A 25,383-nucleotide genomic window follows, 5' to 3' on the forward strand; every position below is an offset into this window, starting at 1 on the left:
GTATTAGTCTCGGAGTTTATCCAAAAAATCGTGAAGTTCTTGGTATTTTTCTTCGACTTCTTTCATAGCCTGCTCTACATGGCGGAATTCTGTTATATTCCTGAAGTTAATCAATCCGGCGATGACTATTCCATCATCATCCCGTATTGGTTTTGCTGAGATAAGTACTCTTTTGACTTCTTTACTTTCAGTTATAATTACAAGTTCTTCATCTGAGACAGTTTCACCACGTAAAGCCCTTTGTAAGGGCAAATGATCCGCGGAATACAATGTTTTTCCATCAGGTTGATAAAGACCGTAAAAAGCAGGCCATTCAGATGGATCTATTTCAACAGGGCCTTTTCCGAGAATATTAATAGCTACTGAGTTAAACTGAAGAAACTTGCCATTTTTATCTGATATTATAATTCCTTCACCAATTGTAGATAGTATATCCTTTATCCTGCTCTCACTCTCCTTCATTCTTTGCTGAAACATTCTTCTTTTGGTGATATCCCTATATATCGCTATAGCAACTAATTTATCTTCTGATAATAAAAGCGGTTCTCCTATTGCTCTGAAAATTTTTCCTTCCGGAAAGGCATCATTTATTACAAATAATTCACGATCACGTGTGGCAAGTCCACGAAGAGCCCTGGCTCCAGGAAGCTCCCCTGTAGGAAAAGAAGTTTTCCTGTCCGGATAGAAAAATTTGCTTTCATAAACTTGCTCATATTTAAAAAGTACTTGCTCTGTTATCCTTTTAGCCTTTTCATTATATAAAATAAAATTCCCATTCTTATCAACGACAAACACCATCTCTCCGATCAGCTCAATTATTGAGTGAATCAATTTATTGTTTTCTACAATCTTTCTTTCCGAATTTTTAAGTGCAGTTAAATCAGTTGACATGCCACAAATAGCATATATTTCCTCATCTAAATGTTTAATCGGAAACTTCTTCGTATCAAGGTCGAATTTGCCAATTTCAGTAGTTATACTTTCAATATTTTCTTTTACAATTCCAGCATTCAGAGATTCTTCATCATACTTAAACCAATGCATAAGACCATCAGACCATACATCTTCAGGAGTTTTACCAACTATTTCATCCTTTCTTTTTCCGAAGATCTCTTCAAACCTCTTATTAATAAATATAAACCTTCCTTTTATATCTCTTATATAGATTGCCGTAGAGCTATGATCAAACAGATAGTTCAATCGCTCATTTTCGGCTTTCCGGAGATCTTCAATTTCCTTCCTTGTACTCCTAAGCTTAAATTGTATAGAAGATTTCCGCCCTAGTAAAATCATAGAAATAGTATAGGTGACTAATGTAAAAATAGCAGTCCCGAATTCTTTATCATAAAGGTCCATGTTCTCTCCCTGCATCTTCAGATATCCTATGATAAGAGGCAAAATAAGGGCAGCCAGACGCATCCAGACAACCTCTATAGGGTTTTCTCCTATAAGTTTTCGCATTTGTCCTTTATATGGCCTTAAAAACAGTACACTTGTTGAAAAAAGATACAAACACAGAGCACTATAAAAAGACATCGGAATCATAGACAGTATACCATACAAATATCTTACTCCATAGATGTATCCATACATTGAAAGCAGAGCAATGAGTATTACTATGAAATTGAGATATTGAAAAGGATTCTTACCGTCTTTAAATTTTTTATCAATGAAAATGATGGTTGTGCTTAGTAGAAAAAGTGAAAATGCTGTATTGGGTGCCATACCGTTCCAGGATTGGGTTTCTTTCAGATAAAGCTGCTCTCTGAAAAGAATGATATCTAGTTTAAATTCAATACTCAACACCAATGAAAGTACTTTAGCAAAAGTAACTATTGCCACTGCTAATGCTAAACAACGGGCAATCAATCGATGATATTTAAATTGATTCCCGTCCTCTTTTCTTAACATCCACAGTGCAACTCCCAATACCACAAAGCAAACTGAGGACAAGGGATTCATCGTTATGATGTGCCCTGGTGTTACTTTGGTCAATAATTGAAAACTAATGGATCTTCCAATGATGTTCAGTGCAGGAATTACAGATGCAATAACAATCAATACTTTTCCTAATCTTATAAGGATATCGGGAGTAGAATTCCGTATGCTGGAGGTGTCAGATTTCGGCTTCATCAAAGTAAATGATGCAACCGGTGATACTAAAAATAGTTTTAAAGCTTTATTTGCTGTTAAGGGAACTTTTTCAAAAGAGCTACATCGAAACTTATTCTGCAAATTTGTCACGACAGAAAGGCCAAATCAACCACATAAAAATCAGTTATTTAAACTCTAACCACGGACTAAACGTCCTAAATATTGTTATCTAAAAGAACAGTTTTAGATGTTGGCACGTAGTTCGCTTTAGAAACTATAATTAAGGAAATAGAATTTGATTAAAATCGAATCCTTATTTCTTAAAATATAATTAGGTTTTATTCGTCTAATAAATAAATATACTGCTATGATCGATTTTAAGGAGTACACATTGCAGAACGATGGAAAGCATGTGTTTATAAGCACCATAAGTGGAAAGACCGATGGTATGCTCACCGGAAGCAAAAAAGACCAGGAAGGAAACATTACTGCCCTTGTACTCCGGAAATATTTTCACCGTATTGAGGTGCCGACGGAGGAAATTCTGAATATCAGATTGTCGTAAAATATTTTTTATCGATAGCGGTATTCCAAAAATCAATAATTATTAAAAGCTCCCATAAATTGATTATGGGAGCTTTTTCTTTTAACCTCTCCTTGCTCAATACATTCTTAAAATCACTTTATATGCTTATTATCATACAAATACTCCAGGGCATTTTGTATGGCGACCTCTGGCTCTGTCGGCTTATATCCCAGGTGTCGCTCAGATTTGCTTATATCCATATCCAACCGAACCTGAAAATACATGCGCACCTGGCTTTTCAAGAGCATTGGTTCTTTCTTATTTAACTTAGAAACAAATTCCATTGAAGCAGCACTGACGTGAAGCAACCAACGAGGCATTTTGGGAGGGGTTTTAATATTAAGCTTAGGATACATCTTCTGAGCCAGATTAACAACCTCAGTAATGCCTATTGCCGTTTTAGTACCCAATCCATAGCGTTCTCCCGGAACTCCTTTCTGAGCAGCCAGGTAACAGCCTTCAGCCACATCTTTTACATTTACCCAGTTAACATAAAATTGCGTATCCGTAAATACTTCTTTATTCAAAACCATCCTTAGAATATTATGAGATGGAGTAAGATGCGTACAGTAAGGTCCAATCATGGCAGATGGACAAACCACTACCATATTGAGTTTATACTTCTCTGCAAGCTCCCATGCCAGTTTTTCACTATCAATTTTTGATTTGTAATAGACATTTTCCTTTTCATCATTAAAATAATCAGGAGATACAGGTAACGTATTTCTTCCCATAGCCGCAATAGAACTCACATACACAATCTTCCTAACTCCTGATTCGGCAGCAGCTTCAAGAATATTTCTTGTGCTATTCATATTAGAATCATAAATATCCTTTTCCGAATTCGTTGTCCATTGCTTGAATACTGCAGCAACCTGATATAAGGTATCAACTCCTTGCAGGACTTTCAGTAAAGATGCTTTGTTGTTTAGATCAACATAAACTGGGGCAAAATCCAATCCTTTAAAGGGAGTTTTATCATTCAGATTTCTGACAGTCCCGATAACAGTCTCTCCTTTGTCTAAGAGATATCTAAGAAGATTATTTCCCAGGTGTCCATTCACACCGGTAATCAATGAGGTTTTTCCCATATACTTTTTTTAAGCAAAAAAGCAGTGACGACGACTCTTAAAAAATAACAATTGTTAGGAAAAAGTGCTCTGGTTTCTTATTCTGCTGAGAGATTCCGGTTGTATTCCCAAATAAGATGCAATATATTGAACAGGAACATTTTGAAGGATATCAGGACGTTGAGTTAAAAGATTTACATAACGTTCATTGGCTTTAAGTCTTGCAAAATCTATAATGCGTTCTTCCTTTTTTAACAGAGCAGCTTTTAAGAACTTCATGCTCAACATATACCATCTTGCATCTTGCAATGCCAATTCTTCAAACTTCTTTTCTGATATTCGGCATATCACACAATCTGTTACACATTGAATATTCTCGTATGCTGGTTCTCCCTTCAGAAGACTGTATATAGAAGCTATCATTTCACCTCTGCCGACAATATCTGTGGTGATTTCTTCTCCTTTAGCTGCCAGATAGTAAGTTCTGACATAGCCATTAAGAATAATATAAAAGTCTCTCGAATGGGTATCCGCTTTTACTATATATTCCTTTTTCACCTTCTTTTCAAAAAGTACCTTTCCTTCGAGATGCTGAAAGTCAGGCAAACTATTATCAAAATATACTTTAAGAAGCTCAATCAGTTGATCCTTCATATTTTAAAACAGGTAAAGAGTCATTTTTTACAAAGATTAACCAGTGCAAATTTCCTCTAATGTAGACCCGTTTTTTTAAACCTCAAAATAAAAACAGGACGTGAGGCTCCGCCCCACGCCCTTGACCTTCACTCGAACTTAAAAAATTTCACTTACAAAACTTTCTTCTTTAGCTGGTTCATCAACCAGTATTTTAGCTTTTTTAGCTGATGTATCCTTTGACAGATAAGTATACATTGCTGGAATTACATAAAGCGTAAACAACAAGGATATCATCAAACCTCCAACGATCACAATCCCCATCCCCATTCTGCTCTTTGCAGCAGCACCAAAAGCAATTGCAATTGGCAATGCACCCAACGCAGTAGCCAAACTTGTCATTAATATAGGCCTCAACCTTCCGTTTGCAGCTTCCAACGCAGCTGTGCGTACATCCCTTCCGGATTCTTTAAGGTGATTTGCAAACTCGACTATAAGAATACCGTTTTTCGTTACTAGTCCGATTAGCATAATCATCCCGATCTGACTGAATATGTTATTGGTTTGATTAAAATACCACAAGGATATCACTCCTCCAGCAACAGCAAGTGGCACAGTAAGCATGATAATGAATGGATCTACAAAGCTTTCAAACTGAGCAGCAAGAATAAGATAGACAAGAATCAAAGCCAATATAAAGATGTAAGATGTATTAGTTGAACTCTCTGCAAAGTCCCTTGCCTGCCCTATCAATGCTGTAGAAAAAGAATCGTCCAGCACCTTATCTTTAATGGCATTCATTGCCTCCACACCATCACCAATAGTTTTACCAGGAGCTAATCCTGCAGAAATCGTTGCAGCCTGATACCGGTTAAACCTGAACAGCTGAGGCGGACTGCTTGACTCTTCAAACTCCACAAGGTTATCCAATTGAATTAAATTTCCCGAAGTATTTCTAACGTAAATATTCTTCAAATCAACAGACTCATTTCTATTCACTCTGTCAAACTGTCCAATCACCTGGTATTGTCTTCCATTCATTGAGAAGAAACCAAAACGTTGTCCGCTCAAAGCAAGCTGTAAAGTCTGAGCGATATCAGAAACATTCACCCCTACTTCCCTTGCCTTTTCACGGTTTATGCGAACCTGAATGTCCGGCCTGTTAAATTTAAGATTCACATCGACAATAGAAAACGTAGGATCTTTTTGTGCTTCATCCATAAACTTCGGAAGAAATTCTTCAAGCTTCTCAAAATCCGGAGCCTGAATAACATATTGTATAGGAAGCCCTCTTACGCCTGTATTGATTGTCTGATCCTGTCCCACCTGCACTTTAGCTTCTGGAAACTTCTTCACCAGTTGATTGATCTTATCTACGATCTCCTGCTGACTTCTTTCTCTTTTATCCGGATCAACAAGAGGTATTCTCGAAAAGCCGGAATTAACACCACCAGAACTAGAACCGCCCGGACTCGAGGCTGTAATAGCCATCACAAGCCTGTTTTCAGGAATCGAATCACGGATAAGTTTTACATATTTCTGCATGAACTCATCTGTATATTCATAAGATGCTCCTTCCGGTAATGTCATAGTGATACGCAACATGCTTCTATCCTCAGTCGGAGCAACTTCAGCAGGAATGATCTTCCAAATAAATACAGTACTTATCACAGCTATACCAACTATGACAAATGCCAACCAACGACGTTTAAAAAAGGTGTCCAATGATCTTGCATAGGATTCATTTAACCAGATAAAAAATGGCTCTGAATAGGTATAAAATCTGCTCTTTTTTGTATGATCATGCACTAACCATGCATTCAACATAGGTGTGAGACTGAGTGATACGAAAATTGAAATCAGAACGGCAGAAGAAACAACTATTCCAAATTCCTTAAACAACTTTCCTACAAAGCCTTCCATGAATATGATGGGAAGAAATATAGCAGCAAGTGTAATTGAGGTAGATATAACGGCAAAAGTTATTTCTTTTGAACCATCTATAGCAGCCTGAAACGGAGACATGCCTTGCTCAAGCTTCTTGAAAATATTTTCTGTCACAACAATACCGTCATCTACAACCAGTCCTGTAGCAAGTACAATAGCCAGAAGTGTAAGTACATTGATAGAAAAGCCGAAAATGAACATAACAAAAAACGTTCCGACCAGTGATACCGGAATATCTATCAAAGGACGCAGTGCTATTGACCAGTCTCTGAAGAACAAATAGATAATTACTACAACCAGTAAGATTGCAATTATAAGGGTTTCTGTAACCTCTGTTATTGATTTTGTAATAAACTTTGTATTATCAGTTGAAACGGCGAGTTTAAAATCAGGAGGCAATTCTTTTTGGAGTTGCTCATATCTTTTATAAAATTCTTCCGCAATCTCTGTATGATTGGCTCCGGGCTGGGGAACAATGGAACATCCCAAGCTTGGAATATCATTAATTCTGAAAATGGATTCCTCATTCTCTGCTCCTAACCTCGCGTAGCCGATATCCTGAAGACGCACAACCTTTCCCGAAGCTGCCTTAATAATCATATTATTAAATCCGATTTCATCCTTAAACTTGGCATTGGCTTTTACCGTCAATTCTGTCCTGTTGCCTTCCAGTCTTCCTGTTGGAAGCTCCACATTCTCTTTATCCAATGCCTGTCTTACATCCTGAAGAGTTACTTTGAAAGCCGCAAGCTTTATCGGATCCAGCCATAACCGCATTGCAAACTTCTTTTCTCCGAAAAGGTAAACATATCCCACTCCTTTGATTGTCTGAAGTCTGGGCAGAATCATATTATCTACATAATCATTGAGCTCCAGATCAGTCATTTTATCATTGGTAACCGTCATTACAATAATATACTCCCCACCTACGTCTTTGCTCACAACAGGAGGAGCATCCAAGTCCTGGGGTAAAGAACGAAGAGTCTGAGAGACTTTATCTCTGACATCATTCGCAGCTGTTTCAAGGTCTGCATCAAGATTAAACTCTACTGAAATAGAACTTGAACCAAGGCTACTTGTAGAAGAAATAGATTTAACACCCTCAATGCCATTCAAGGCTTTTTCCAGTGGGTAAGTAATCTGAGCTTCAACGATCTCAGCACTAGCACCTGCATAGGAAGTCCTTACAGAAACCATCGGAGCTTCTACAACAGGAAACTCCCGTATACCAAGTGCCCGGAATCCCATAAAGCCAAAAAAGAGAATGATGAGATTCATCACAATGGCTAATACCGGTCTCTTGATACTTAATGTCGATAAACTCATAAGTCAATTATCCTTCTCTGTTAACTGCGACTCTTTCCTTTGACTTCACAACTTTAACTTTAGCTTCATTCTTAAGCCTGAAGTTACCATTGATCACAACTGAATCTCCTACCGAAATGCCGGATATAATCTGAAGAAAATCTTCCGTACGAATTCCGGTTTTGACTATCTTTTCTTGAGCAATTCCATCCTTCACTACAAAGACAATTTTATTATTAGTTACTGGAACGATTGCTTCTGTAGGAACAAACAATGTTTTAGAATTTTCATTTTGTTTAAGCTCAACATTTACGAATGTTCCGGGTAAAAGCTTTCCATTCGTATTTGCACAAATTGCATGATAACGGACGCTTCTGCTATCTGTATCAATGGCAGGATCTTTAATTATTATTTTTGCAGAAAAGACATCTTTCAAGCCTTCAGCTCTGAACTGAATGTGATCACCAGTCTGAATGATAGCAGAATATTTTTCAGGAAGATAAAACTCAATTTTAACGGGATCCACCTGGTAAATAGATGCAGCAGTAATCGCAGGGGTTATATATGCACCAGGCCCAAGAGAATGAATACCGATCAAGCCATTAAAAGGTGCTCTGATTTCTGTTTTGGCAATTTGTGTTTGTACGAAAGCGCTATCAGCTCTGAGTGTTAAAAGATTTGCCAAAGCATTGTCATATTCCTGTCTGCTGATACCATTTATTTCCAATAGCTGACGTTGTCTTTCTTCATTGGATGAGGCGAGTTTAATTTGAGCCTTCAGCTTTGTTAACTGCGCTTGATATTCGGCATCATTTACCTTCAATAAAAGTGTTCCGTTTTTTACAAATTGACCTTCTGGGAGATTCAGATAAATCACCCTGCCACTTGCCTCAGCCTTCAGTTCAGTTGCTTCGTTGGCAAGTATAGTCCCGGTTGCATAAACTTTAGGTTCTATGCTTTCATTACCTACGACAAATACAGACACCGGAGTAGAGAGCTTATCAGGAGATTTCTTCGCGGTGTTTGATTTGCCTTTGTCTGATGTAAAAAACTTTGCTTTTATAAATATCAGAGCACTTAATATCGTTGCTAAGATGAAGTAGATTTTAAATCTTCTCATTGCTTAAACTTAATTGGTGGTGAATTAAAATTTTTAAAATTCAAATAAAATAACCTTGTTCTGCTCCTGAATAATGAGCAAAACAAGGGATTCGGTGCAATCACCCAATATTATATATATACTAAACAGCTACTTGATTATATTGAGGTTCCTCCAGAAGTTCTTTATGTAATGCTGGTTCAGGAAGATTGCTCTTTAAATCTTTAACTGTATACCCTCCAGTTTCTCCTACTTCATCATAGAATTCTGGACCTCCAAGAGCCAGTTCACTTCCGACTTTCTTCGATTTGAAGAAAGGCCATAAGAACTGAACATACCATTCCTCTTTGAAGTAGTGTTTCACTCCATAGCCTGCAGGATATTGTCTTGTGATAAGGCCTGTACCAAAGATAATGTCCCAGATAAAGAACATATTGCCGAAGTTTCCTTTGTAGTGGCCAACGCCATCATTTGCATCAGCATGATGTGCGTGATGAGTAGCTGGTGTAGAAATAAGTCTTTCAAGGACCCATGCGACAGGATGCAAAATTTTATATTTATAAAATGGTTTATCCCATGTGATACTGGAATGTGCTGATAAAGTGATCAAAGACTTTATTCCCTTTACAAATAAGGCAGGAAAGCCTAATCCCAGAAAGACAAGGGTTGCAGTGAGATATGTCTGGGAAAAGAAAACTGTATAGATAATATTTTGTCTGCTGGCCATAGCCATTCCCATATAGGACGCAGAATGGTGCGTTCTGTGAAACCTCCATAACCATGGAATTTCATGATGCAGACGATGATACCAATACTGAGTAAGGTCATCTGCTACAGCTATTATTGCAAATCCAAACCAGAACGGTACCCATGAAAATATTCCCATCATGCCAGGGAACAATACAGGCAGTGCTTTCAGAGTGAAGAAAGCAAAAACAGGAGCTAATAGAATTTTCGGTGCTGCATAACAAATTAAGTCTGTAGCCTTTTCATTTTCATCCCAGTCATGTTTATCATAAAGACCTACTAAAAACTCTGTAATACCTAATACCAATACAATCACAGATAGCCCCCAGGAGCCAAGGTTTTCGAATACTGATGTAACGATTTCTTTCATAGCTTTTTATTTCTTTTTATATCTGTCAAATTGACCATAATATGCTTTCTGGTCTTTATTCTTCCATGGCTTCTCTCCTGTGACCTTCAGGTATATAAACAAAGCCACTACAGGCAATGAGTATAATACAATACTCAGCAATGCATTTCTGATAATTCTATTTCTTATAGATGGATCCGGTGCAGACATAGCTTATTGGTTTAGATTGATACTTGATTCAGTTTTGTTTACAGGTTCTTCCTGCTCTATCTGAAAAATGCGGGCAGTAAGCAGAAGACCTCCAACTATAATGATTATTGGAGCAAGGTAAATCAACACTGTTACCCCTATTTTTTTGATAAGCAATAAAGCATCGCTTAGCGCTATTTTAGATCTCGACTCTTTAATCATATATATCCTATCGGTTAAGTAGATTTTATAAATAAAAAAAACGACTCTTTGTTTAAACCTTCCTGACGTTTTTTACTTTTCACATGTAAAAAACTATCTGACGATTATTAAATGAATTGATGGTTGTTTTCCACTTGGTGGCTTAATGGATTGTAAAGATATAGCTTTTATTCATTGCATATTTTCACAATCGGTCAGAATACCACTACGAAGACAACTTGAAAGGAGTATCCAGATTTTATTTCCCTAATACTCTTAACAGTATGTTAAAACCTGTTTTCGGTTTCATACCACTAACCGCTGAGACAAAATGAAATTTTAACATACTTTTTATATCTTTAGCATACTTGACTATGAAGATATTTTTCCGAAACATTATCATTGTTATCCTTGCTCACTCAGCGTTCTCTTTGAATGCGCAAATGACCACGGATTCTTTAGCTGCTATTGAAATCAAAGCAAGCAGAAACAATTCTGATCTTAAATCTATACCTTCCGCAACTACACTTGTTGGTAAAGAGCAGTTTCAGACTAATAGAACAGGGATATTTATAGAAGATGCTTTAAAGAATGTACCTGGTATTTTTGTTCAAAACAGAAATAATTTTGCTCAGGGAGAAAGAATTATTATCAGGGGTCAGGGTAGCCGTTCTGCCTTTGGGTTACGTAATATAAAAGTGTTTCTTGATGGCATTCCACTCACCTCCGCAGATGGTACTACTCAGTTAACAGGTGCTGATCTGTATTCCCTTTCCTCTATAGAGGTTTTAAGAGGTCCTTCTTCCCAAATATACGGAAATTCATCTGGAGGAGTGATTTATCTTAAATCGGACCTTCCGAGTCAAAGAGGATATTCCTTTGAAAATTTTCTTATCTCAGGTTCCTATGGCTTGTTTAAAGCAGGTGCCAAATTCAGCAAATCCAATAATAAAGCTTCCCTTTTAATAAGTGGAAATGTGACAGATATTAAGGGTTACAGAGAATTTTCAAATGCTCGTTTTTACACATTAAATATGGCATTTAAAAAGAAGTTGAAAAAAAACTATACACTTTCCTTCGTTCAAAACTTCTATTTTGCTCCGTTTCTTTATAATCCTTCCGGCTTAACATATGCAGAGACAAGCGATCCTCAAAAGACCAGAATGGCTATAAAGAAAAATGCCAGTGGTAAAACTTTGCTTCAGGGAATCAGTGGTATCAACCTCATAAAAAAAATATCAGGTAATCAAGAGTTAGATCTTTCAATCTTTTATCTTGGCAGAAAGCTCAATAATCCCATAATTGGTAGGTATATTGACCTTACAAGACATTCGGGAGGGGCTAGATTGGCATATATCAAAAAAATTGATCTCGATAAAACCTTCGTAAACATCAGAACGGGGATTGACTACGAATTTCAATTTGACAAACGTTCCGAATATGAAAACAAAGGTGTAACAGACAAAGACCTTGCAGAGCTTCCAATACAGGATCTAATTTCAGCGGTGGCCAAGGGAAAGCTTTTGTTAAAACAAAACGAACATATCCATAACGGAGGATTTTATATACTTTCCGATATTGAGAGACAGAGGTTCAAACTGACTATGGCCTTAAGGTACGATCTAATTAATTTTTCAGTAGCAGATAAATTACCTGACTCAATTAATCAGTCGGGTAGCAACACATTTTATAAATTGAATCCGGGAGCAGGTCTCACATATAAGCTCAGCGATTATTCAAATATTTATTCAAATTTTTCAACCTCTTTTCAGACACCTACTGCAAATGAATTCAGTAATAATATAAATGGCAGCGGCTTTAACAAACAGCTTCAACCCGAAAGAACTCGCAGCGGAGAGGCTGGAATAAGAATTTTCAAAACACTCTATTACATTGACATAGCAGCTTTTTATGTAAGAACAACAAACCAGCTTATTCCTTATCAGACAAATTCAGGAGGAGATCAGTTTTTTTACCGCAATGCTGCTGCCACACAGAACAAAGGATTAGAGGTAAGCGGATTTGTAACACCTATTAGAGGTTTAAAAATAAATATGAATTATACCCTTATGGATTATACTTTTATTGATTATCAATACAACTCTAACGGGCAAATACTTCAATTGAAAGGTAATAAGGTACCAGGTACCGCCAATCATAGAATCTATTCCAATCTAGCTTTTATCCCGGTTAAAAATTTTATCATTGAAATGAGTGGACAATGGAACGGAAAAGTTTATACAAACGACCTTAATGATTCTGAACCCGGATTAGCCAGCACAGGTGTATTTGTAAATAAAAGCTACTGGACCTTTGATACAAAGGTAGGTTATACATTTGAAGCAGGTTCACTAGCCTTTAATATCTTCGGAGGAATAAATAATCTGTTTAACAGGAATTATTCCAGCTCTGTAATACCAAATGCAGCAGGTCAAAGATACTTTGAACCTTCTCCTGCAAGAAATATCTATATTGGCTTAAAAACCACTCTTAAGAAGGAGAAATCATAATAAGATTTCTCCCTTTATAACTGTTACGGCTTTACCCGTAAGATAAACACGATCATTATCTAATAATACTTTAATTTCCCCACCCCGTTTGGAAGCCTGATAAGCCTGAAATGAATTCTTGCCCAGGACCTTATTCCAATAGGTAGCCAGCATGCAATGTGCAGAACCAGTTACTGGGTCTTCATCAATTCCAAAGGCAGGACCAAAAACCCTTGAAACAAAATCATACTCCTTATCTTTTGCTGTAATGATTATTACAAACTCGCCTAGCTTCAGTAATTTTTCTGAATCAGGTAAAAAGCTATTTACTTCAACCCTATCCTTAAGCTCAATCACCATATAACCTTTATCAGATTCTTCAAAACCAACTGGCTCAACTCCAAGCTGAATTTTCACCAATTCTTTTGAATTAGTATCCTTCCCTCTAATTGCAGGGAAATCCAATTGAATACAATCTCCCTCTCTTTTTGCAGACAATACTCCTGATAATGTATGAAAATTAATTTTATCTGATTGAACAACTCCTTCCTGCCACATGATATGCGCTGTGGCAAGAGTTGCATGTCCGCATAACTTTACTTCTTTTTCGGGAGTAAACCATCTAAGGTTATATCCATCTTTGAGAGGGTAAACAAATGCAGTTTCTGCAAGATTCATTTCATTAGCAATTTTCTGCATTAATTGTTCTTCCATTGGAGCTTCCAGAACCATCACTCCGGCAGGGTTTCCTTTAAAAGCGACATCTGTAAATGCATCTACCTGATATATATTTTTCTTAGACATAAAAGTCAATATTTAATTGTAAAAAATGAATAAATTATTTCTTATAAATCAACCAATCTCCCCCTGATACTTCAGGCAGGAAAGGCGTCTTATTATCATTTAAGATATAAATGTAAAAATCAAAACCTGGTAATATTTTCCTTTGATACTCCTGGCCTTCATACTCGTCAAGCGTTAATAATACATCTTCTTGTTTTATAGCAAACATATCACCTGTTATGGCATCTTCCGGATCTGCTGTATAAACTGCAAAGGGATATTCTCCTGCATCATAAAGTTTAAAACCGGAAACAGATATACCCTCATTCAGCAATTCGCATCCCCTCATGAGATGATGGGCATTTCCTCCATTTCTTAAAGTACCGTATACAAATATCTTTTCGACCTTCACTATATAAAGATACAAACATATCTTTTATAGTACGAGCTGTCCTTTACAATTCTTTCGATTTAATGCCTCCACCATTCCATATGGTGCTTATGCGTTTTAAGATAAGCTCCCTCCTTGTAGTAATGATCATAAAAGTCAAGATCCAGATGATGGGCCTGAAGATAGGTGAGGCAAAAGATAGCCGGAACCGTTCCTGGAAAACGTTCATAGGTATCATAAATATATTGCGCCATATGGCTTACACATTCAATAAACTCCTCACTGTGCATTTGTGCGCTTGATCTTATTCTGGACGATTCCTTCCAAGGTCCTGCAGTTTCTTTATGGTAGGGACCACCTAACCCAAACTTCCTTTTAACTAAAGCTCTTGTAGCATCTTCCATAGTTTTGAAGTGCGGCGGACAAAACCCCTCAAATATGCCTCGAAGACCTGTAATATCGGGCAATGAATATTTAGGATTTTGGTTAAATGAAAAACCTAATCCAGGTACCTCAGGATTTCCGCTTGCTCCTAATACTGAAAACCTGTCGATTCCATCAAACATCCACCCTCCAAGTCCCATCGCCTGAAGCATAAGCATTCCCGCATAACATGATGCAGAAAGTTCAGCAGTTGCTTCTGTAAGTGCATACTGCTCTATAAAAGTCAAAGGATATGGATTCTTAAGATCAACCAGATTTTTAAACCTATCAAGACCTGGAACAGATTTGCCTTTAATATCATCAAATATGCAATATCCGTTCTGAACGGCAAAACACAAGATAGCCAGCATATGCTGAGCAATGTCTGCCACTGGAATAATCAAAGTACTCCCTGGCTTATTTACACACCAGGTATTATGCGGTTCCATATAAGGCTCAGAATGTGGAATATTAAGTCTCTTGTCTGAAAGCCTGATCCTCCTTGCCGCGTGAACTTCCAGCCAATGTTTAAGATTAAATCTACCCTCATCATAAGCAATGAGCGATGGAGCATCCCTGGTTGGTAGGAAATAAACTCCGAAATCATCCGTATAAAAAAACTCTGAAGTGTGAAAACCAGCTGCTGAGGGGAATGTCCTGCCTCCAGCTGCTGCAGAATAGTTGGAAAGATGTGGGACATATTTTTCAGCTCTGTGGATCATCGAATGCCAACCCGTATTCCCGGCACAAGAATTTAAAAGCAATATTTGCTCCAGTGCATCAAGAGGAACAGGTGCTTTTGATGATTTAAATTTTAGTGGGCCATCAGGTATTTCTGCACCAAGAGAGAACCTTCTGGCACGCCTTCCATATAAGGCTTCAATAAGAGGGAATTTAATAGTTTCTTCTAGTCCCTTGGGATACTCTCCAAAGTTTTCAATCATTGTTCTTCTGCTATGTTCAGCGCTCTCACTGAATGCTGTTCCAAGATTTTGTAAAAAGGCACCGGTAGATAGTAAAAATGAATTCCAGTACGAACTGATATTTCTTTGCCCAAAGTTTTCCATTTGCAGAGAGTTTAAGAAAGAAAAATTACATACAAAGGCCTGATTTGTTCATTAGTTATTGAGATATTAACAATAATCCCAAATTTCAGTAAACACCTTTTCCTTTCTATCTGATACAAAAGCATTTGCAAAGGACTACAAACAGTAGGCAAATTAGGTCGGTTTTATAATTACTAGGGATAGAGAGGTATTGGTGGATACAGGCTATATTCCAAAGGGTAATTGATTTATTAAAAATTAAGTCATGAAAGCGAACAAGAGTACAGAAAATTTAGACAAGGGTGGAAATACACGTTCATTTCATAAAAATTTCTATTACGAAAGTGAAGGAAGTGAATTCATTGCTGAAAAATCAAATGAGACAGATGCTCCCGGAGAGCTGATGAGCAAATTTACGGATTTCGACAAAGCCAGAGGGTACGAGAAGAGGTCCTGAAGTAAAAGGTAGGAAAAGGAAAGACACGGAAGCCTCTTTCTTTTTCCATCCCATTTTTCTATTCTCCTTCCAGGTTAAAATTCGGGATTCCATCAGGATATGCTATAGCAGGCATATAAGAATAATTAGGATTCGATTCCGGATTCGGAGACTCAGGATCCAAATCGTCCTTTACAAACGACCCCGGTGCATGAGGTATAAATGGCTTTTCTAAAGAAGAAATGCTTGATTTATTTTTAGTTTTGATTTTATCTTCGGGTCGCATAGCTATTAATTATTTATTTCCTGAAATTATTTTTTTCAAAAACTGATTACAAACTTTTGCTTCGTTCGTAATGATCGAATGTGCTTCTATATAAACTACAGTAACTTAGAGATAATAATTCCCGTACTCTAACTAAAATCCAATTTTTGTTTTGATTTTCGTTACTATTATGTATCTTTACTTTAATCGAATTAATAGTGGATATTATGAGGTATTTAACATTTTTTACTTTTCTTTTTTTATCGCTGGCTTCATATTCTCAGGACTTTAGAAATGCAAAATGGGGGGATTCTCCTGAAAAGGTTAAAGCGAATGAAAAAGGTGCGCTTTTAACTGAAAATCTCGAAAAGAACAGACACAAGAATCTTTCTTTCGTTGAATTTTCGGATTCATCATTTTACTTTACATACACTTATGTTTTCCATGAACTGAAGCTGATCGGAGTAATTAGCAAAAGAGCTTATTTAAACGAGGAAAACTCAAAATATAAGGCTCTGAATATTTACAAGGAAACTCTATCCTTATATCAGACCAAATATGAAAAGATTTCCGAAGGTGCCCCTTTATCAGCAGAAGAGATTAAAGGTTTTCAGGTAAAGCTTCCGGATAAGACAATTTATGTTAGTGTAAAGAAAGAAAATAACGATTATTTCCTGACTGAATCGGTATTTCAAAGAGCAAAATAAAGCAAAACGAACAATTCATAAACTTTTGAATTGTTCGTTTTGCTTTTAACCCTTCTATGTAATGTACCATTTTTAAAACTGACTTTTCTTCTTTTATCTTAAACACAATAAGCATTATCAAGTTAAATCCCCAAGAGGTATTTGCAACATACATCTATAACATTTTATAAAAACAAGGTCCATATTCTTCATACTTTGATGAACCTTAGCGTTAGGTCATCAAATGTCATTTCTTTAGCTTTTAAGAAGCCTTCTTCCACTAGGGACACAACGGAAAGAAGGTCTATATGAAAAAAAATCTTGTCGAAATCCAATAAATGTTTTGTGTATATTTTTTTAAAATCTTTTTTTATTTATTTTCGCTCAAAGTAATTCTTCAAAAAAAATAAAATTTTCATACAGATGTCTGAATTTGCAGAACTAATTCTTGATGGTAAAAGCTACAAGTTTCCGATAGTAGTCGGAACAGAAAATGAGAAGGCTATTGACATTTCCAACCTCAGAAGCGCAACAGGGTTCATCACTCTTGATACAGGTTATAAAAACACCGGAGCCACAAAAAGCTCTATAACTTTTTTGGATGGAGAACTTGGAGTATTAAGTTACAGAGGTTATCCAATTGAACAACTTGCTGAGAAAGCATCTTTCCTTGAAGTAGCTTACCTTCTGATTTACGGAGAATTACCAACTGCAGATCAGTTATCTAACTTCTCAAGCAGAATTACCAAGCATACCAATCTGCATGAAGATTTCAAAAAAATATTTGACGGCTTTCCTTCCAATGCACACCCAATGGGCGTGCTATCATCTCTGGTAAGCTCATTAACAGCATTCTATCCTGGTGCTATTGATCCGGATGCTAATGCAGAAGCTCTTGACCTTACAATCGTAAGACTTATGGCAAAGCTACCAACTATCGCAGCTTGGTCATACAAAAACTCTAAAGGACAGCCATTAATGTATCCAAAGAACAATCTGGATTATGTTTCTAACTTCCTTTACATGATGTTTGGAATGCCAAACCAGGATTATGTAATTGATCCGGTTGTTGTTGAAGCTTTAAACGTTCTTCTGATACTTCACGCTGACCACGAACAAAACTGTTCTACATCAACTGTTAGAATTGTAGGTTCTGCTCATGCAAGTTTATATTCTTCGGTTGCTGGAGGTATCAATGCCCTTTGGGGACCACTTCACGGTGGTGCTAACCAGGCTGTAATTGAAATGCTTGAGGCTATCAAAAATGATGGCGGTGATGCGAAAAAATACATTGCTAAAGCAAAAGATAAAAACGATACTTTCAGACTAATGGGCTTTGGTCACAGAGTTTACAAAAACTTTGACCCGAGAGCTAAAATCATTAAGAAAGCCTGCGATTCTGTGCTAGCTAAACTTGGTGTAAATGATCCTATTCTTGAAATCGCTAAAGGTCTTGAAGAGGCTGCATTAAATGATGATTACTTCAAGGAAAGAAAATTATACCCTAACGTCGATTTCTACTCAGGTATCATTTACAGAGCATTAGGACTTAGAACTGACCTCTTCACTGTAATGTTCGCCTTGGGTCGTCTTCCAGGATGGATTGCTCAATGGAAAGAAATGAGAGAGGACAATGAGCCAATCGGAAGACCTAGACAGGTTTACATAGGTTCTAATACAAGAGACTTTGTTCCAATCGAAAAAAGAAAATAAATAAAAAATCCCGGTCATAAGGCCGGGATTTTTTTATATGATTATTGTCAGCTGCTCTTCGGCCCCACAATTATTAACACTCTATCTTATCCTTCAGCTTATACAGCTCTTCAATAAACTGATCTCTCACTGCTTTGGCAAATGGATTTTCTCTTTCAATAGTATAAAATAAATCCATAGAATCCTGACCAAGATTTCCTTTAATGTTAAGTAAGAATTGATATGCAGGTGTCTTTTGCTCCACATCAGGTATATCCATCTGATTTACTGCACGACCTATAAAATGTGTCAATGCCTGTACATAAGCCATTTGCTGGTCATGTACCAAAGGAGTTCTTTCCAAAACGTTTAGCTTAAGCTCCTGACTAAAAAAGCGAATGAGATTACCATTCTTCTTGGTTCTCACCGGACATACCACAATATTAAGATTAGCAATACCATTTTTACCGCTTTGTGGGCCAAATAAAGGATGAGTTCCTATTATATCAACATTCTCCGGCAAATACTTTATCATCAACTCTACAGGCTTTACCTTAACAGATGACAAGTCAAAAACGAGAGACTTAGGTTTTACAAAATCCTTTATCTGAATCAGCAAATCTTCAAGGTACTGTACGGGAACTGCCAGAGCTAAAAATTCCTTTCCTGAAACCTCCTCAAGTGCTCCCCATTTTACACCTAGCTTTTTTGCTTCAATTGAAAAATCTTTAACATCGAAGACTGTAATATCAAAATATGGCTTCAGATATGGAATGATGAATTTCCCAAAACTTCCAAAACCAATAAACCCTAACTCTTTCATTTTAAAAGGTGAAAATATAGATCAAAAAGAAAATATCTGTTCATTAAATAATGCAAAGATGCTCTTTTTATTTTTAATGAAACGCTTTTTTTTAACTTTTTGATACACAATTCGAATCTACCAATATTAAACTCCATTTTTTTTAATATATGCCCCCCTTTTCCCTTCAATCTTTTTTCAACACAACACTTACAGGTTGAGAATATAAGTATTGGCCATTATTGTCAACCAGCTTTAATCTATAATAAGTAACCAGTGATTCTTTTATATGATCTTCCCATAAAAACTTTCCACCTTCAGTCTGTTCTGGAGTTATAATGCCTTCTTTCTTAAAATCTTTAGCATTATAACTTTTTTCTATTTCAAAATGACATAACTGGTCAGTCTGAATTGCCTCCCAATATAGCTTTACAACTTCATTTTCATAGTTAGCTTTAAAATTCAATCTCCCTTGAAGACCTAAATAGCAGAGATCAAATCTCTCAGGTTCCGTCTGGCTTCTCTTTCCTTCTATAAAACAGCCTGCACAATGCACATTTTCATGAACATGTTTTAGTTCGCGTACCAACTCAAAACTAAATCCTCCTTTTAAACACATTGATGTTAAATCTGCCAGAACTCCTGGAACTTCCACTTTACCATTATTGACCAGAGTACCTTTATTGATCACTGAGCTTACTCTTAGTCTGCCATTGACAATAATTTTGCCTGTTTCCAAAATTATTAAAGGGTTAGCCCCAAGATTAAGATTTCCATTTTCATTGATCACAACAACTGACACCATTCTAACAGGCGCATCATAACTGATTGAATGGCTTATAAATACAGTATCTTCAGGTTTTAAATTCGGAATAAATCCACCTTCCCAGATTCTGGAATTTAGCATACCATCCCTGACTGTATTATAAACACCCGCATTCGCTACATAAGAAATTATAAATAAAAGGAATACATATATGAAAGTTCTCATAGAATTCAAAGCCGACAAATAAATGATTGTGCTATAAATGAAGAACTTAAGCAAAAAATTAAAGTTAAGAAAAAAATAATATGGTATTAAACCATCTAAATTACAACGGCTTAATTAAGCTGTTAAACAATTTTCCTATTTTTTCACAAAACTATCCAATAACCCGCAAAAAGCTGGTGTCGTAAAAGTAAGTGTTTCCAAAAATTAATTGCATATGATAATCAGAAACTTACTAATTGTTTTCACTGTAGTTTTTTCAATGGCATCCTGTTATGGACACAGAACTTGCCCTACGTATCTGAAAAAAGATCAAAAGGAAATCAAAACTGAAAAAGTTAAAGTGTAATAAGAAAGGCTACCTCAAATGAAGTAGCCCTTTTTATTTTTATGCGCTTCTTAATTTTTAAACTTGCCTTTCAGCATTGCCAGTTTATCTTCAAATGAAACTTCTTTTTCTGGTTCTTTTTTATCTTTTGCTTTTTTAGGGCCTTCAGGAGAGATATTGCCTTTCATTGAAAGCGCAATCCTTTTTCTCGCAAGGTCTACTTCAATAACTGTTACTTCAACTTTCTGATGAACCTTCACTACTTCAGAAGGGTCTGATACATATTTATCTGCGAGATGACTAATATGTATAAGTCCATCCTGATGCACACCTACATCTACAAAAACTCCGAATTTGGTAATGTTAGTTACAATACCCGGAAGCTTCATACCGATTCTCAGATCTTCAGGCTTTTCAATTCCGGAAGCAAACTCAAATACTTCAAACTTCTCCCTTGGGTCACGGCCCGGTTTCTCAATCTCTTTTAATATATCCTGAAGTGTTGGCAGACCAATCGTAGCTGTCACATATGATTTAAGATCAATAAGCTTTCTTAAATCCGATTTCTTCATCAGATCAGCTACTGAAGCTTTAAGATCTTTGGCCATTTTATCTATGATATGATAGCTTTCAGGGTGAACAGCTGAAGCATCCAATGGATTGTCTCCATTGTTGATCCTCAAAAATCCAGCAGCTTGCTCAAAAGCCTTCTCTCCCATCCTTGGCACTTTCTTAAGCTCATTTCTAGACTTGAAAGCTCCATTCTGATTTCTATAATCAATTATATTCTGAGCCAGCTGAGGTCCCAAGCCAGACACATAAGTTAATATCTGTTTGCTTGCTGTATTTACCTCTACCCCCACATTGTTTACGCAGCTTATAACTACATCGTCCAGACTTGACTTCAATGCATTTTGATCTACATCATGCTGATACTGCCCTACACCGATTGATTTAGGATCAAGCTTTACTAGTTCTGCAAGAGGATCCATCAATCTTCTTCCAATGGAAACCGAACCTCTTACTGTTACATCATAATCAGGGAACTCTTCTCTTGCCACATCAGAGGCAGAATATATTGAAGCTCCACTTTCGTTAACCATGATGACGGGTATAGATCTTCCGAAATCTATTGTGCGTACAAATGTTTCAGTTTCTCTTCCCGCAGTACCATTACCGACTGCTATTGCTTCGACCTGGTGAGTTTCACAAAGTCTTTTTATAATTGAAATTGCTTCTGTTACTTTTCTTTGAGGTTCGTGAGGATAGATATTTTCATTAGCTAGCAACTTTCCTTGCCTATCAAGGCAAACAACCTTGCAGCCTGTTCTGAAACCCGGATCTATTGAAAGAACTGCCTTTTGACCTAACGGTGCAGCAAGTAGAAGCTGACGAAGATTTTCTGCAAAAATCTGAATAGCATCATCATCTGCTTTCTTCTTGGAACCAAGTCTAACCTCTGTTTCAATGCTTGGTCTTAAAAGTCTTTTATATGAATCTTTAACTGCTGTTTTTACATGGCCGGAAGCAGAGCTTCTTCCTTTTACAAATATTCCTTCAAGTACTTCAAGAGATGATTCTTCAGCCGGTTCGATATCCAACATTAAAAACATTTCTTTCTCTCCTCTTCTCATAGCAAGCAGTCTGTGAGAGGGTACTTTAGAAATTGCTTCTTCAAACTCAAAATAATCTTTATATTTCTGTCCTTCCTCCTCTTTCCCTGGAACTACACGGCTTCTGATAGTTCCTTGCTTATAAAATACTTCTCTTAATTTTCCTCTCGCTTCCTGATTTTCACTTACCCACTCCGCTATAATATCTCTTGCACCAGCAAGTGCTTCATTGAAGTCTTTTACGTCTTTCTCCAGATTTACGAACAACTCTGCTTCTTTATCAGGATCAGCTAGCTCTTGTTTGAATATAAGCTCGGCAAGCGGCTCCAATCCTTTTTCTTTTGCAATCGTAGCTTTTGTTCTTCTCTTGGGCTTATAAGGAAGATATAGATCTTCCAGCACAGTCATTGTCTCTGCATCACTGATCTTAGCTTCAAGTTCAGCTGTAAGTTTACCCTGTTCTTTGATAGACTTGATGATGCTTTCCCTTCTCTTATCAAGCTCGTCCAGTTGGATGCTTCTGTCCCTGATTTTAGTAATGGCCACCTCGTCAAGACTGCCTGTAGCTTCTTTTCGGTACCTGGATATAAATGGAACGGTACCTCCTTCTGCCAATAACTCCAGCGTAGCTTCAACGGATTTGGGAGCAATGTTCAACTCCCCAGCAATTTTTAAAACATGTGTTACTTGCATTCAATCAAACTATTTTAATACTTACTTTTTATTTTTATTTGTTTTTATCTGTACAGGTCTAACAATATACCCCTGCTTTATCATGAGATTCAAAACTCCTTCCTTTCCAGGTAGGTGTGCAGCTCCTATGCCCACAAAGACAGGATATTCATTTATAATATCCTGAATCCTTTCACTCATTACGTAGTTTCTCTTGGTTAATAAAGACCTGGTAAAATTGTCACTCAAGTCAAATTTCAGAAAATAATTATACAGACTATCTAGATCTCCTGTATTATATATATTAACCAGTTCATCTGCTCCTTCCTGCTCCGTCGGAGCTTCAAGAGATTCAATAAGCATCTCGGCTTGTTCTGCCAGTGGAATTTCATCAAGAGCTGCAATCTGTTCTGAAGGACTTTCAATGCCTAACAAAACCATTTGCTTTTCCTTGGCAAGGTCCTGAAAATATTCATCCAGAATTTTTCCCTTACCTTTTTTAAATGAACTTTCAGAAATCAGAGAAGCAGTAAATACAGGTTTTACCCTATTGATAAGACCAGCAAAAACGCCTAAACTTTTTCTCGCTTTTCGTTTTACCAGTTTATACTTTTTTTTGCCGATGAGCATTTTAAGAGTAGTATCGCCCGGCATAAAAATCTGTGAAGCTAGCTCACTTTTATTCACTTTATCCAATACAATTTCGCCCGCAAAGGCTTTACAATTGTTGAAGCAAATCATTAAAGAGTCTCCGAAATCAAATACCCTTTCGTCCTCCACATGCATGGTGCCATAGATATAGGAAACATTTTTATTATCAGGACTTTTCACTTCCCACAATAATGATGACTGAGCTTTCAGAATACCTGAAAGACAGATCAATAAAAGAAATAATGTGGCTCTGATTTTATTGGACATATTACCTGATAAGTTGACAAATGTACTAATTGCAAAAAAGAATTTACTCACATACCCGATTTCTTTTTTTCAATCTTTAAAGAGACTTTTTAACAAAATCTTAGAAAAAGAAGTTGTTTTTTTAGTGGGAAGAAATCAAGAAGGCGTATGAAAAATTTGTTTTTTCTATTAGTAATAATGCTGGCTTGGCTCAGTCAACCGGCAAATGCCCAAAATAAAACACAGATTAAGCATTCTAAAGCTGTAAGTAAATCCACAAGAGCTGATTCCGAAGATAAAATAAGTCGAGCTGATAAAATATCTGCCAGGAATAGAGACGAAAGGATCAGAACACAATACAACAAACGAATGCTGAAAATCAAACACAACAAAAAGAATTTTGGCAACGGAGGTAGTAAAAAATACTTTAGTACCAAGAAAACCAAATTCAGCAGATCCAAAGTCAAAAGGAACTCGTCCGCATCTTCTGGGGATAATAAGAGGCGAAGATCAGGTTGGTATTAATTAAAGTGTTGGTTATTGTAAAAAAAGTTTAAATTTGGGTGAATAATAAATGGCAGAAATCTAAATTCTGCCATTTTCGTTTTTACTTCTTAATATGAGCCTAAAAAAGATTTTCATTATAACTACTTTTATTTTTGCAGGGATTCTGTTTTTAAACAGCACGGCACAGGGGCAGGACGACAATAATGGCTCCAAGAGGAAAAAAGGGAATACTCAGAAAGATCTTGATGCTGCTAATTCAGATGTGGAAAAAGACAGGATGACCAAGGAGCAAAAGTCCTATCTGAAAGAACAGAAAAAAGCGCAGAACAAGAAGAAAAAAGAGCAGGAAAAGACCAGAAAAAGAGCTGACAAAATAGCCAGAAAACGATTGAATAAAGCAAAGGGAAGAACTTCTAATAAAAAGAAAAGATATGTTAAAACTCATTAAATAAAGATGGCCGACTAATAAAGACGGCCATTTTTACTTTAAGCTAATATTAATCTTCCTCTTCTGTTCCAAAAACCAGTTTCGGATAAATAAACCAGTTTAATTTACCCAATTCTCCACTTACCTCTTCCCAACTATCAATATTTAAGGAAATTTCCAAAACCCCTGAAGTAGGGATATTACCAATTACTTCTTTAGTCAGATATTCAGCAAAATAGGTTAATGAAGGGTTATGACCAAAAATCATAATTTTACTATTTTCAGAACTAACCCTGCTAATTACAGCCATTAAATTTCTGACAGAGGCCTCATAAAGTTCTTCATCAAAAACAATTTTATCCAATTCATATTGAAGTTGTTCCGCCATTAATTCGGCAGTATTTTTAGCTCTTACAGCCGGACTGGAAAGAATTAGGTCTGGAAGTACCTGCATTTCATGCAGTTTCCTTCCCATTTTAGGCGCATCAGTCAAACCTCTAGTATTGAGCTCTCTCTCAAAATCTTTTTGTCCCGGTATCGACCAATCCGACTTCGCATGCCTGGCGAGGTATAGTATCTTACTCATAATCAATGGATAAATTAAAATATAACCCTTTAAAAATATATAACACCGAAAGTACAAATTTATCTGAATATGGCACTAAAAATTTTTGCAAAGTGTTTTTTTAAAAATTTTTAATCATCTTTGGCCCAAATT

Annotated in this window: 24 protein-coding genes; 7 read left to right on the forward strand and 17 right to left on the reverse strand. The window is 36.6% G+C overall.

What is annotated here, in order from left to right; all coding sequences use genetic code 11:
- Positions 1–3: 3 nt before the first annotated feature.
- Complete coding sequence (locus J7604_RS10435) at positions 4–2,133, reverse strand: PAS domain-containing protein (RefSeq protein ID WP_293895223.1); 2,130 nt, start codon at positions 2,131–2,133, stop codon at positions 4–6.
- Between the two features lie 328 nt (positions 2,134–2,461).
- On the opposite strand from J7604_RS10435, the gene J7604_RS10440 reads away from it, so the two are divergent.
- The gene (locus J7604_RS10440; protein ID WP_293895226.1) at positions 2,462–2,659 is read left to right on the forward strand and encodes a hypothetical protein; all 198 of its coding nucleotides are present in this window, start codon (positions 2,462–2,464) and stop codon (positions 2,657–2,659) included.
- Positions 2,660–2,772: 113 nt separating this feature from the next.
- Here the strand turns inward: J7604_RS10440 and J7604_RS10445 are convergent, their stop codons facing one another.
- The 7 genes from J7604_RS10445 to J7604_RS10475 all read right to left on the reverse strand — a co-directional run bounded on the left by J7604_RS10445 (position 2,773) and on the right by J7604_RS10475 (position 10,241).
- Positions 2,773–3,771: an NAD-dependent epimerase/dehydratase family protein gene (locus J7604_RS10445; RefSeq protein ID WP_293895229.1), complete on the reverse strand. Its 999-nt coding sequence runs from the start codon at positions 3,769–3,771 to the stop codon at positions 2,773–2,775.
- A 54-nt stretch (positions 3,772–3,825) separates the two neighbouring features.
- Positions 3,826–4,404 (reverse strand): Crp/Fnr family transcriptional regulator, encoded by a 579-nt coding sequence (locus tag J7604_RS10450; protein WP_293895232.1) that lies wholly within the window; start codon positions 4,402–4,404, stop codon positions 3,826–3,828.
- 138 nt (positions 4,405–4,542) lie between these two features.
- Positions 4,543–7,656 carry an efflux RND transporter permease subunit gene (locus J7604_RS10455; protein ID WP_293895235.1) on the reverse strand — a complete coding sequence of 1,038 codons (3,114 nt, stop codon included), beginning with the start codon at positions 7,654–7,656 and terminating at the stop codon, positions 4,543–4,545.
- Between the two features lie 7 nt (positions 7,657–7,663).
- Positions 7,664–8,755 (reverse strand): efflux RND transporter periplasmic adaptor subunit, encoded by a 1,092-nt coding sequence (locus J7604_RS10460; protein ID WP_293895238.1) that lies wholly within the window; start codon positions 8,753–8,755, stop codon positions 7,664–7,666.
- Between the two features lie 121 nt (positions 8,756–8,876).
- Entirely contained in the window at positions 8,877–9,851 is a 975-nt protein-coding gene (locus J7604_RS10465; protein WP_293895241.1) for a sterol desaturase family protein, read from the reverse strand.
- A 6-nt stretch (positions 9,852–9,857) separates the two neighbouring features.
- A complete protein-coding gene (locus J7604_RS10470; protein ID WP_037577225.1) occupies positions 9,858–10,040 on the reverse strand; it encodes a hypothetical protein in 183 nt (60 codons plus the stop codon).
- Between the two features lie 3 nt (positions 10,041–10,043).
- Complete coding sequence (locus J7604_RS10475) at positions 10,044–10,241, reverse strand: hypothetical protein (RefSeq protein ID WP_293895250.1); 198 nt, start codon at positions 10,239–10,241, stop codon at positions 10,044–10,046.
- Positions 10,242–10,594: 353 nt separating this feature from the next.
- Here J7604_RS10475 and J7604_RS10480 point away from each other — a divergent pair, with 353 nt between their 5' ends.
- Positions 10,595–12,730: a TonB-dependent receptor gene (locus J7604_RS10480; protein ID WP_293895253.1), complete on the forward strand. Its 2,136-nt coding sequence runs from the start codon at positions 10,595–10,597 to the stop codon at positions 12,728–12,730.
- Here the strand turns inward: J7604_RS10480 and J7604_RS10485 are convergent.
- Genes J7604_RS10485 through J7604_RS10495 form a run of 3 tightly spaced genes read right to left on the reverse strand, consistent with a single transcriptional unit; the run spans position 12,725 to position 15,373 of the window.
- Positions 12,725–13,513: a PhzF family phenazine biosynthesis protein gene (locus J7604_RS10485; protein ID WP_293895256.1), complete on the reverse strand. Its 789-nt coding sequence runs from the start codon at positions 13,511–13,513 to the stop codon at positions 12,725–12,727. The two genes, J7604_RS10480 and J7604_RS10485, sit on opposite strands and share 6 nt — an antisense overlap.
- 34 nt (positions 13,514–13,547) lie before the next feature.
- The gene (locus J7604_RS10490; RefSeq protein WP_293895259.1) at positions 13,548–13,904 is read right to left on the reverse strand and encodes a gamma-glutamylcyclotransferase; all 357 of its coding nucleotides are present in this window, start codon (positions 13,902–13,904) and stop codon (positions 13,548–13,550) included.
- A 59-nt stretch (positions 13,905–13,963) separates the two neighbouring features.
- Positions 13,964–15,373 carry a hypothetical protein gene (locus tag J7604_RS10495; protein ID WP_293895261.1) on the reverse strand — a complete coding sequence of 470 codons (1,410 nt, stop codon included), beginning with the start codon at positions 15,371–15,373 and terminating at the stop codon, positions 13,964–13,966.
- A 244-nt stretch (positions 15,374–15,617) separates the two neighbouring features.
- Between J7604_RS10495 and J7604_RS10500 the strand changes: the two genes are divergently transcribed.
- Positions 15,618–15,809, forward strand: a complete 192-nt coding sequence (locus tag J7604_RS10500; RefSeq protein ID WP_293895264.1) for a hypothetical protein — start codon at positions 15,618–15,620, stop codon at positions 15,807–15,809.
- Between the two features lie 58 nt (positions 15,810–15,867).
- On the opposite strand, the gene J7604_RS10505 is transcribed toward J7604_RS10500, so the two are convergent.
- A complete protein-coding gene (locus tag J7604_RS10505; RefSeq protein WP_293895267.1) occupies positions 15,868–16,074 on the reverse strand; it encodes a hypothetical protein in 207 nt (68 codons plus the stop codon).
- A gap of 206 nt (positions 16,075–16,280) precedes the next feature.
- Here J7604_RS10505 and J7604_RS10510 point away from each other — a divergent pair, with 206 nt between their 5' ends.
- Both J7604_RS10510 and J7604_RS10515 read left to right on the forward strand, forming a co-directional pair.
- Positions 16,281–16,760, forward strand: a complete 480-nt coding sequence (locus J7604_RS10510; protein WP_293895270.1) for a hypothetical protein — start codon at positions 16,281–16,283, stop codon at positions 16,758–16,760.
- 402 nt (positions 16,761–17,162) lie between these two features.
- Entirely contained in the window at positions 17,163–18,452 is a 1,290-nt protein-coding gene (locus J7604_RS10515) for a citrate synthase (RefSeq protein ID WP_293895273.1), read from the forward strand.
- Positions 18,453–18,525: 73 nt separating this feature from the next.
- Here J7604_RS10515 and J7604_RS10520 read toward each other — a convergent pair whose 3' ends face one another.
- The 4 genes from J7604_RS10520 to J7604_RS10535 all read right to left on the reverse strand — a co-directional run bounded on the left by J7604_RS10520 (position 18,526) and on the right by J7604_RS10535 (position 23,803).
- Entirely contained in the window at positions 18,526–19,254 is a 729-nt protein-coding gene (locus tag J7604_RS10520) for a prephenate dehydrogenase/arogenate dehydrogenase family protein (RefSeq protein WP_293895276.1), read from the reverse strand.
- Between the two features lie 166 nt (positions 19,255–19,420).
- The gene (locus J7604_RS10525; protein WP_293895279.1) at positions 19,421–20,224 is read right to left on the reverse strand and encodes a hypothetical protein; all 804 of its coding nucleotides are present in this window, start codon (positions 20,222–20,224) and stop codon (positions 19,421–19,423) included.
- Between the two features lie 396 nt (positions 20,225–20,620).
- On the reverse strand, positions 20,621–22,855 hold the full coding sequence (locus J7604_RS10530; protein ID WP_293895282.1) for a Tex family protein: 2,235 nt from the start codon (positions 22,853–22,855) through the stop codon (positions 20,621–20,623).
- 21 nt (positions 22,856–22,876) lie between these two features.
- Entirely contained in the window at positions 22,877–23,803 is a 927-nt protein-coding gene (locus J7604_RS10535) for a TraB/GumN family protein (RefSeq protein WP_293895285.1), read from the reverse strand.
- 96 nt (positions 23,804–23,899) lie between these two features.
- On the opposite strand from J7604_RS10535, the gene J7604_RS10540 reads away from it, so the two are divergent.
- Entirely contained in the window at positions 23,900–24,256 is a 357-nt protein-coding gene (locus J7604_RS10540) for a hypothetical protein (protein WP_293895288.1), read from the forward strand.
- A gap of 94 nt (positions 24,257–24,350) precedes the next feature.
- On the forward strand, positions 24,351–24,686 hold the full coding sequence (locus J7604_RS10545) for a hypothetical protein (RefSeq protein WP_293895291.1): 336 nt from the start codon (positions 24,351–24,353) through the stop codon (positions 24,684–24,686).
- 49 nt (positions 24,687–24,735) lie between these two features.
- Here J7604_RS10545 and J7604_RS10550 read toward each other — a convergent pair whose 3' ends face one another.
- A complete protein-coding gene (locus J7604_RS10550; protein WP_293895294.1) occupies positions 24,736–25,251 on the reverse strand; it encodes a histidine phosphatase family protein in 516 nt (171 codons plus the stop codon).
- Positions 25,252–25,383: the final 132 nt, after the last annotated feature.

It is taken from the genome of Sporocytophaga sp. (assembly GCF_017745095.1).
GTDB lineage: Bacteria > Bacteroidota > Bacteroidia > Cytophagales > Cytophagaceae > Sporocytophaga.

Bases quoted from the DNA above. Each gene is read 5' to 3' on its own strand.
- J7604_RS10495 (WP_293895261.1), bottom strand. From the start codon at position 15,373: ATGGAAAACTTTGGGCAAAGAAATATCAGTTCGTACTGGAATTCATTT.
- J7604_RS10505 (WP_293895267.1), bottom strand. From the start codon at position 16,074: ATGCGACCCGAAGATAAAATCAAAACTAAAAATAAATCAAGCATTTCT.
- J7604_RS10545 (WP_293895291.1), top strand. From the start codon at position 24,351: ATGAGCCTAAAAAAGATTTTCATTATAACTACTTTTATTTTTGCAGGG.
- J7604_RS10470 (WP_037577225.1), bottom strand. From the start codon at position 10,040: ATGTCTGCACCGGATCCATCTATAAGAAATAGAATTATCAGAAATGCA.
- J7604_RS10525 (WP_293895279.1), bottom strand. From the start codon at position 20,224: ATGAGAACTTTCATATATGTATTCCTTTTATTTATAATTTCTTATGTA.
- J7604_RS10530 (WP_293895282.1), bottom strand. From the start codon at position 22,855: ATGCAAGTAACACATGTTTTAAAAATTGCTGGGGAGTTGAACATTGCT.
- J7604_RS10550 (WP_293895294.1), bottom strand. From the start codon at position 25,251: ATGAGTAAGATACTATACCTCGCCAGGCATGCGAAGTCGGATTGGTCG.
- J7604_RS10455 (WP_293895235.1), bottom strand. From the start codon at position 7,656: ATGAGTTTATCGACATTAAGTATCAAGAGACCGGTATTAGCCATTGTG.
- J7604_RS10440 (WP_293895226.1), top strand. From the start codon at position 2,462: ATGATCGATTTTAAGGAGTACACATTGCAGAACGATGGAAAGCATGTG.
- J7604_RS10520 (WP_293895276.1), bottom strand. From the start codon at position 19,254: ATGAAAGAGTTAGGGTTTATTGGTTTTGGAAGTTTTGGGAAATTCATC.
- J7604_RS10445 (WP_293895229.1), bottom strand. From the start codon at position 3,771: ATGGGAAAAACCTCATTGATTACCGGTGTGAATGGACACCTGGGAAAT.
- J7604_RS10460 (WP_293895238.1), bottom strand. From the start codon at position 8,755: ATGAGAAGATTTAAAATCTACTTCATCTTAGCAACGATATTAAGTGCT.
- J7604_RS10450 (WP_293895232.1), bottom strand. From the start codon at position 4,404: ATGAAGGATCAACTGATTGAGCTTCTTAAAGTATATTTTGATAATAGT.
- J7604_RS10485 (WP_293895256.1), bottom strand. From the start codon at position 13,513: ATGTCTAAGAAAAATATATATCAGGTAGATGCATTTACAGATGTCGCT.
- J7604_RS10465 (WP_293895241.1), bottom strand. From the start codon at position 9,851: ATGAAAGAAATCGTTACATCAGTATTCGAAAACCTTGGCTCCTGGGGG.
- J7604_RS10500 (WP_293895264.1), top strand. From the start codon at position 15,618: ATGAAAGCGAACAAGAGTACAGAAAATTTAGACAAGGGTGGAAATACA.
- J7604_RS10515 (WP_293895273.1), top strand. From the start codon at position 17,163: ATGTCTGAATTTGCAGAACTAATTCTTGATGGTAAAAGCTACAAGTTT.
- J7604_RS10540 (WP_293895288.1), top strand. From the start codon at position 23,900: ATGAAAAATTTGTTTTTTCTATTAGTAATAATGCTGGCTTGGCTCAGT.
- J7604_RS10510 (WP_293895270.1), top strand. From the start codon at position 16,281: ATGAGGTATTTAACATTTTTTACTTTTCTTTTTTTATCGCTGGCTTCA.
- J7604_RS10480 (WP_293895253.1), top strand. From the start codon at position 10,595: ATGAAGATATTTTTCCGAAACATTATCATTGTTATCCTTGCTCACTCA.
- J7604_RS10435 (WP_293895223.1), bottom strand. From the start codon at position 2,133: ATGAAGCCGAAATCTGACACCTCCAGCATACGGAATTCTACTCCCGAT.
- J7604_RS10475 (WP_293895250.1), bottom strand. From the start codon at position 10,241: ATGATTAAAGAGTCGAGATCTAAAATAGCGCTAAGCGATGCTTTATTG.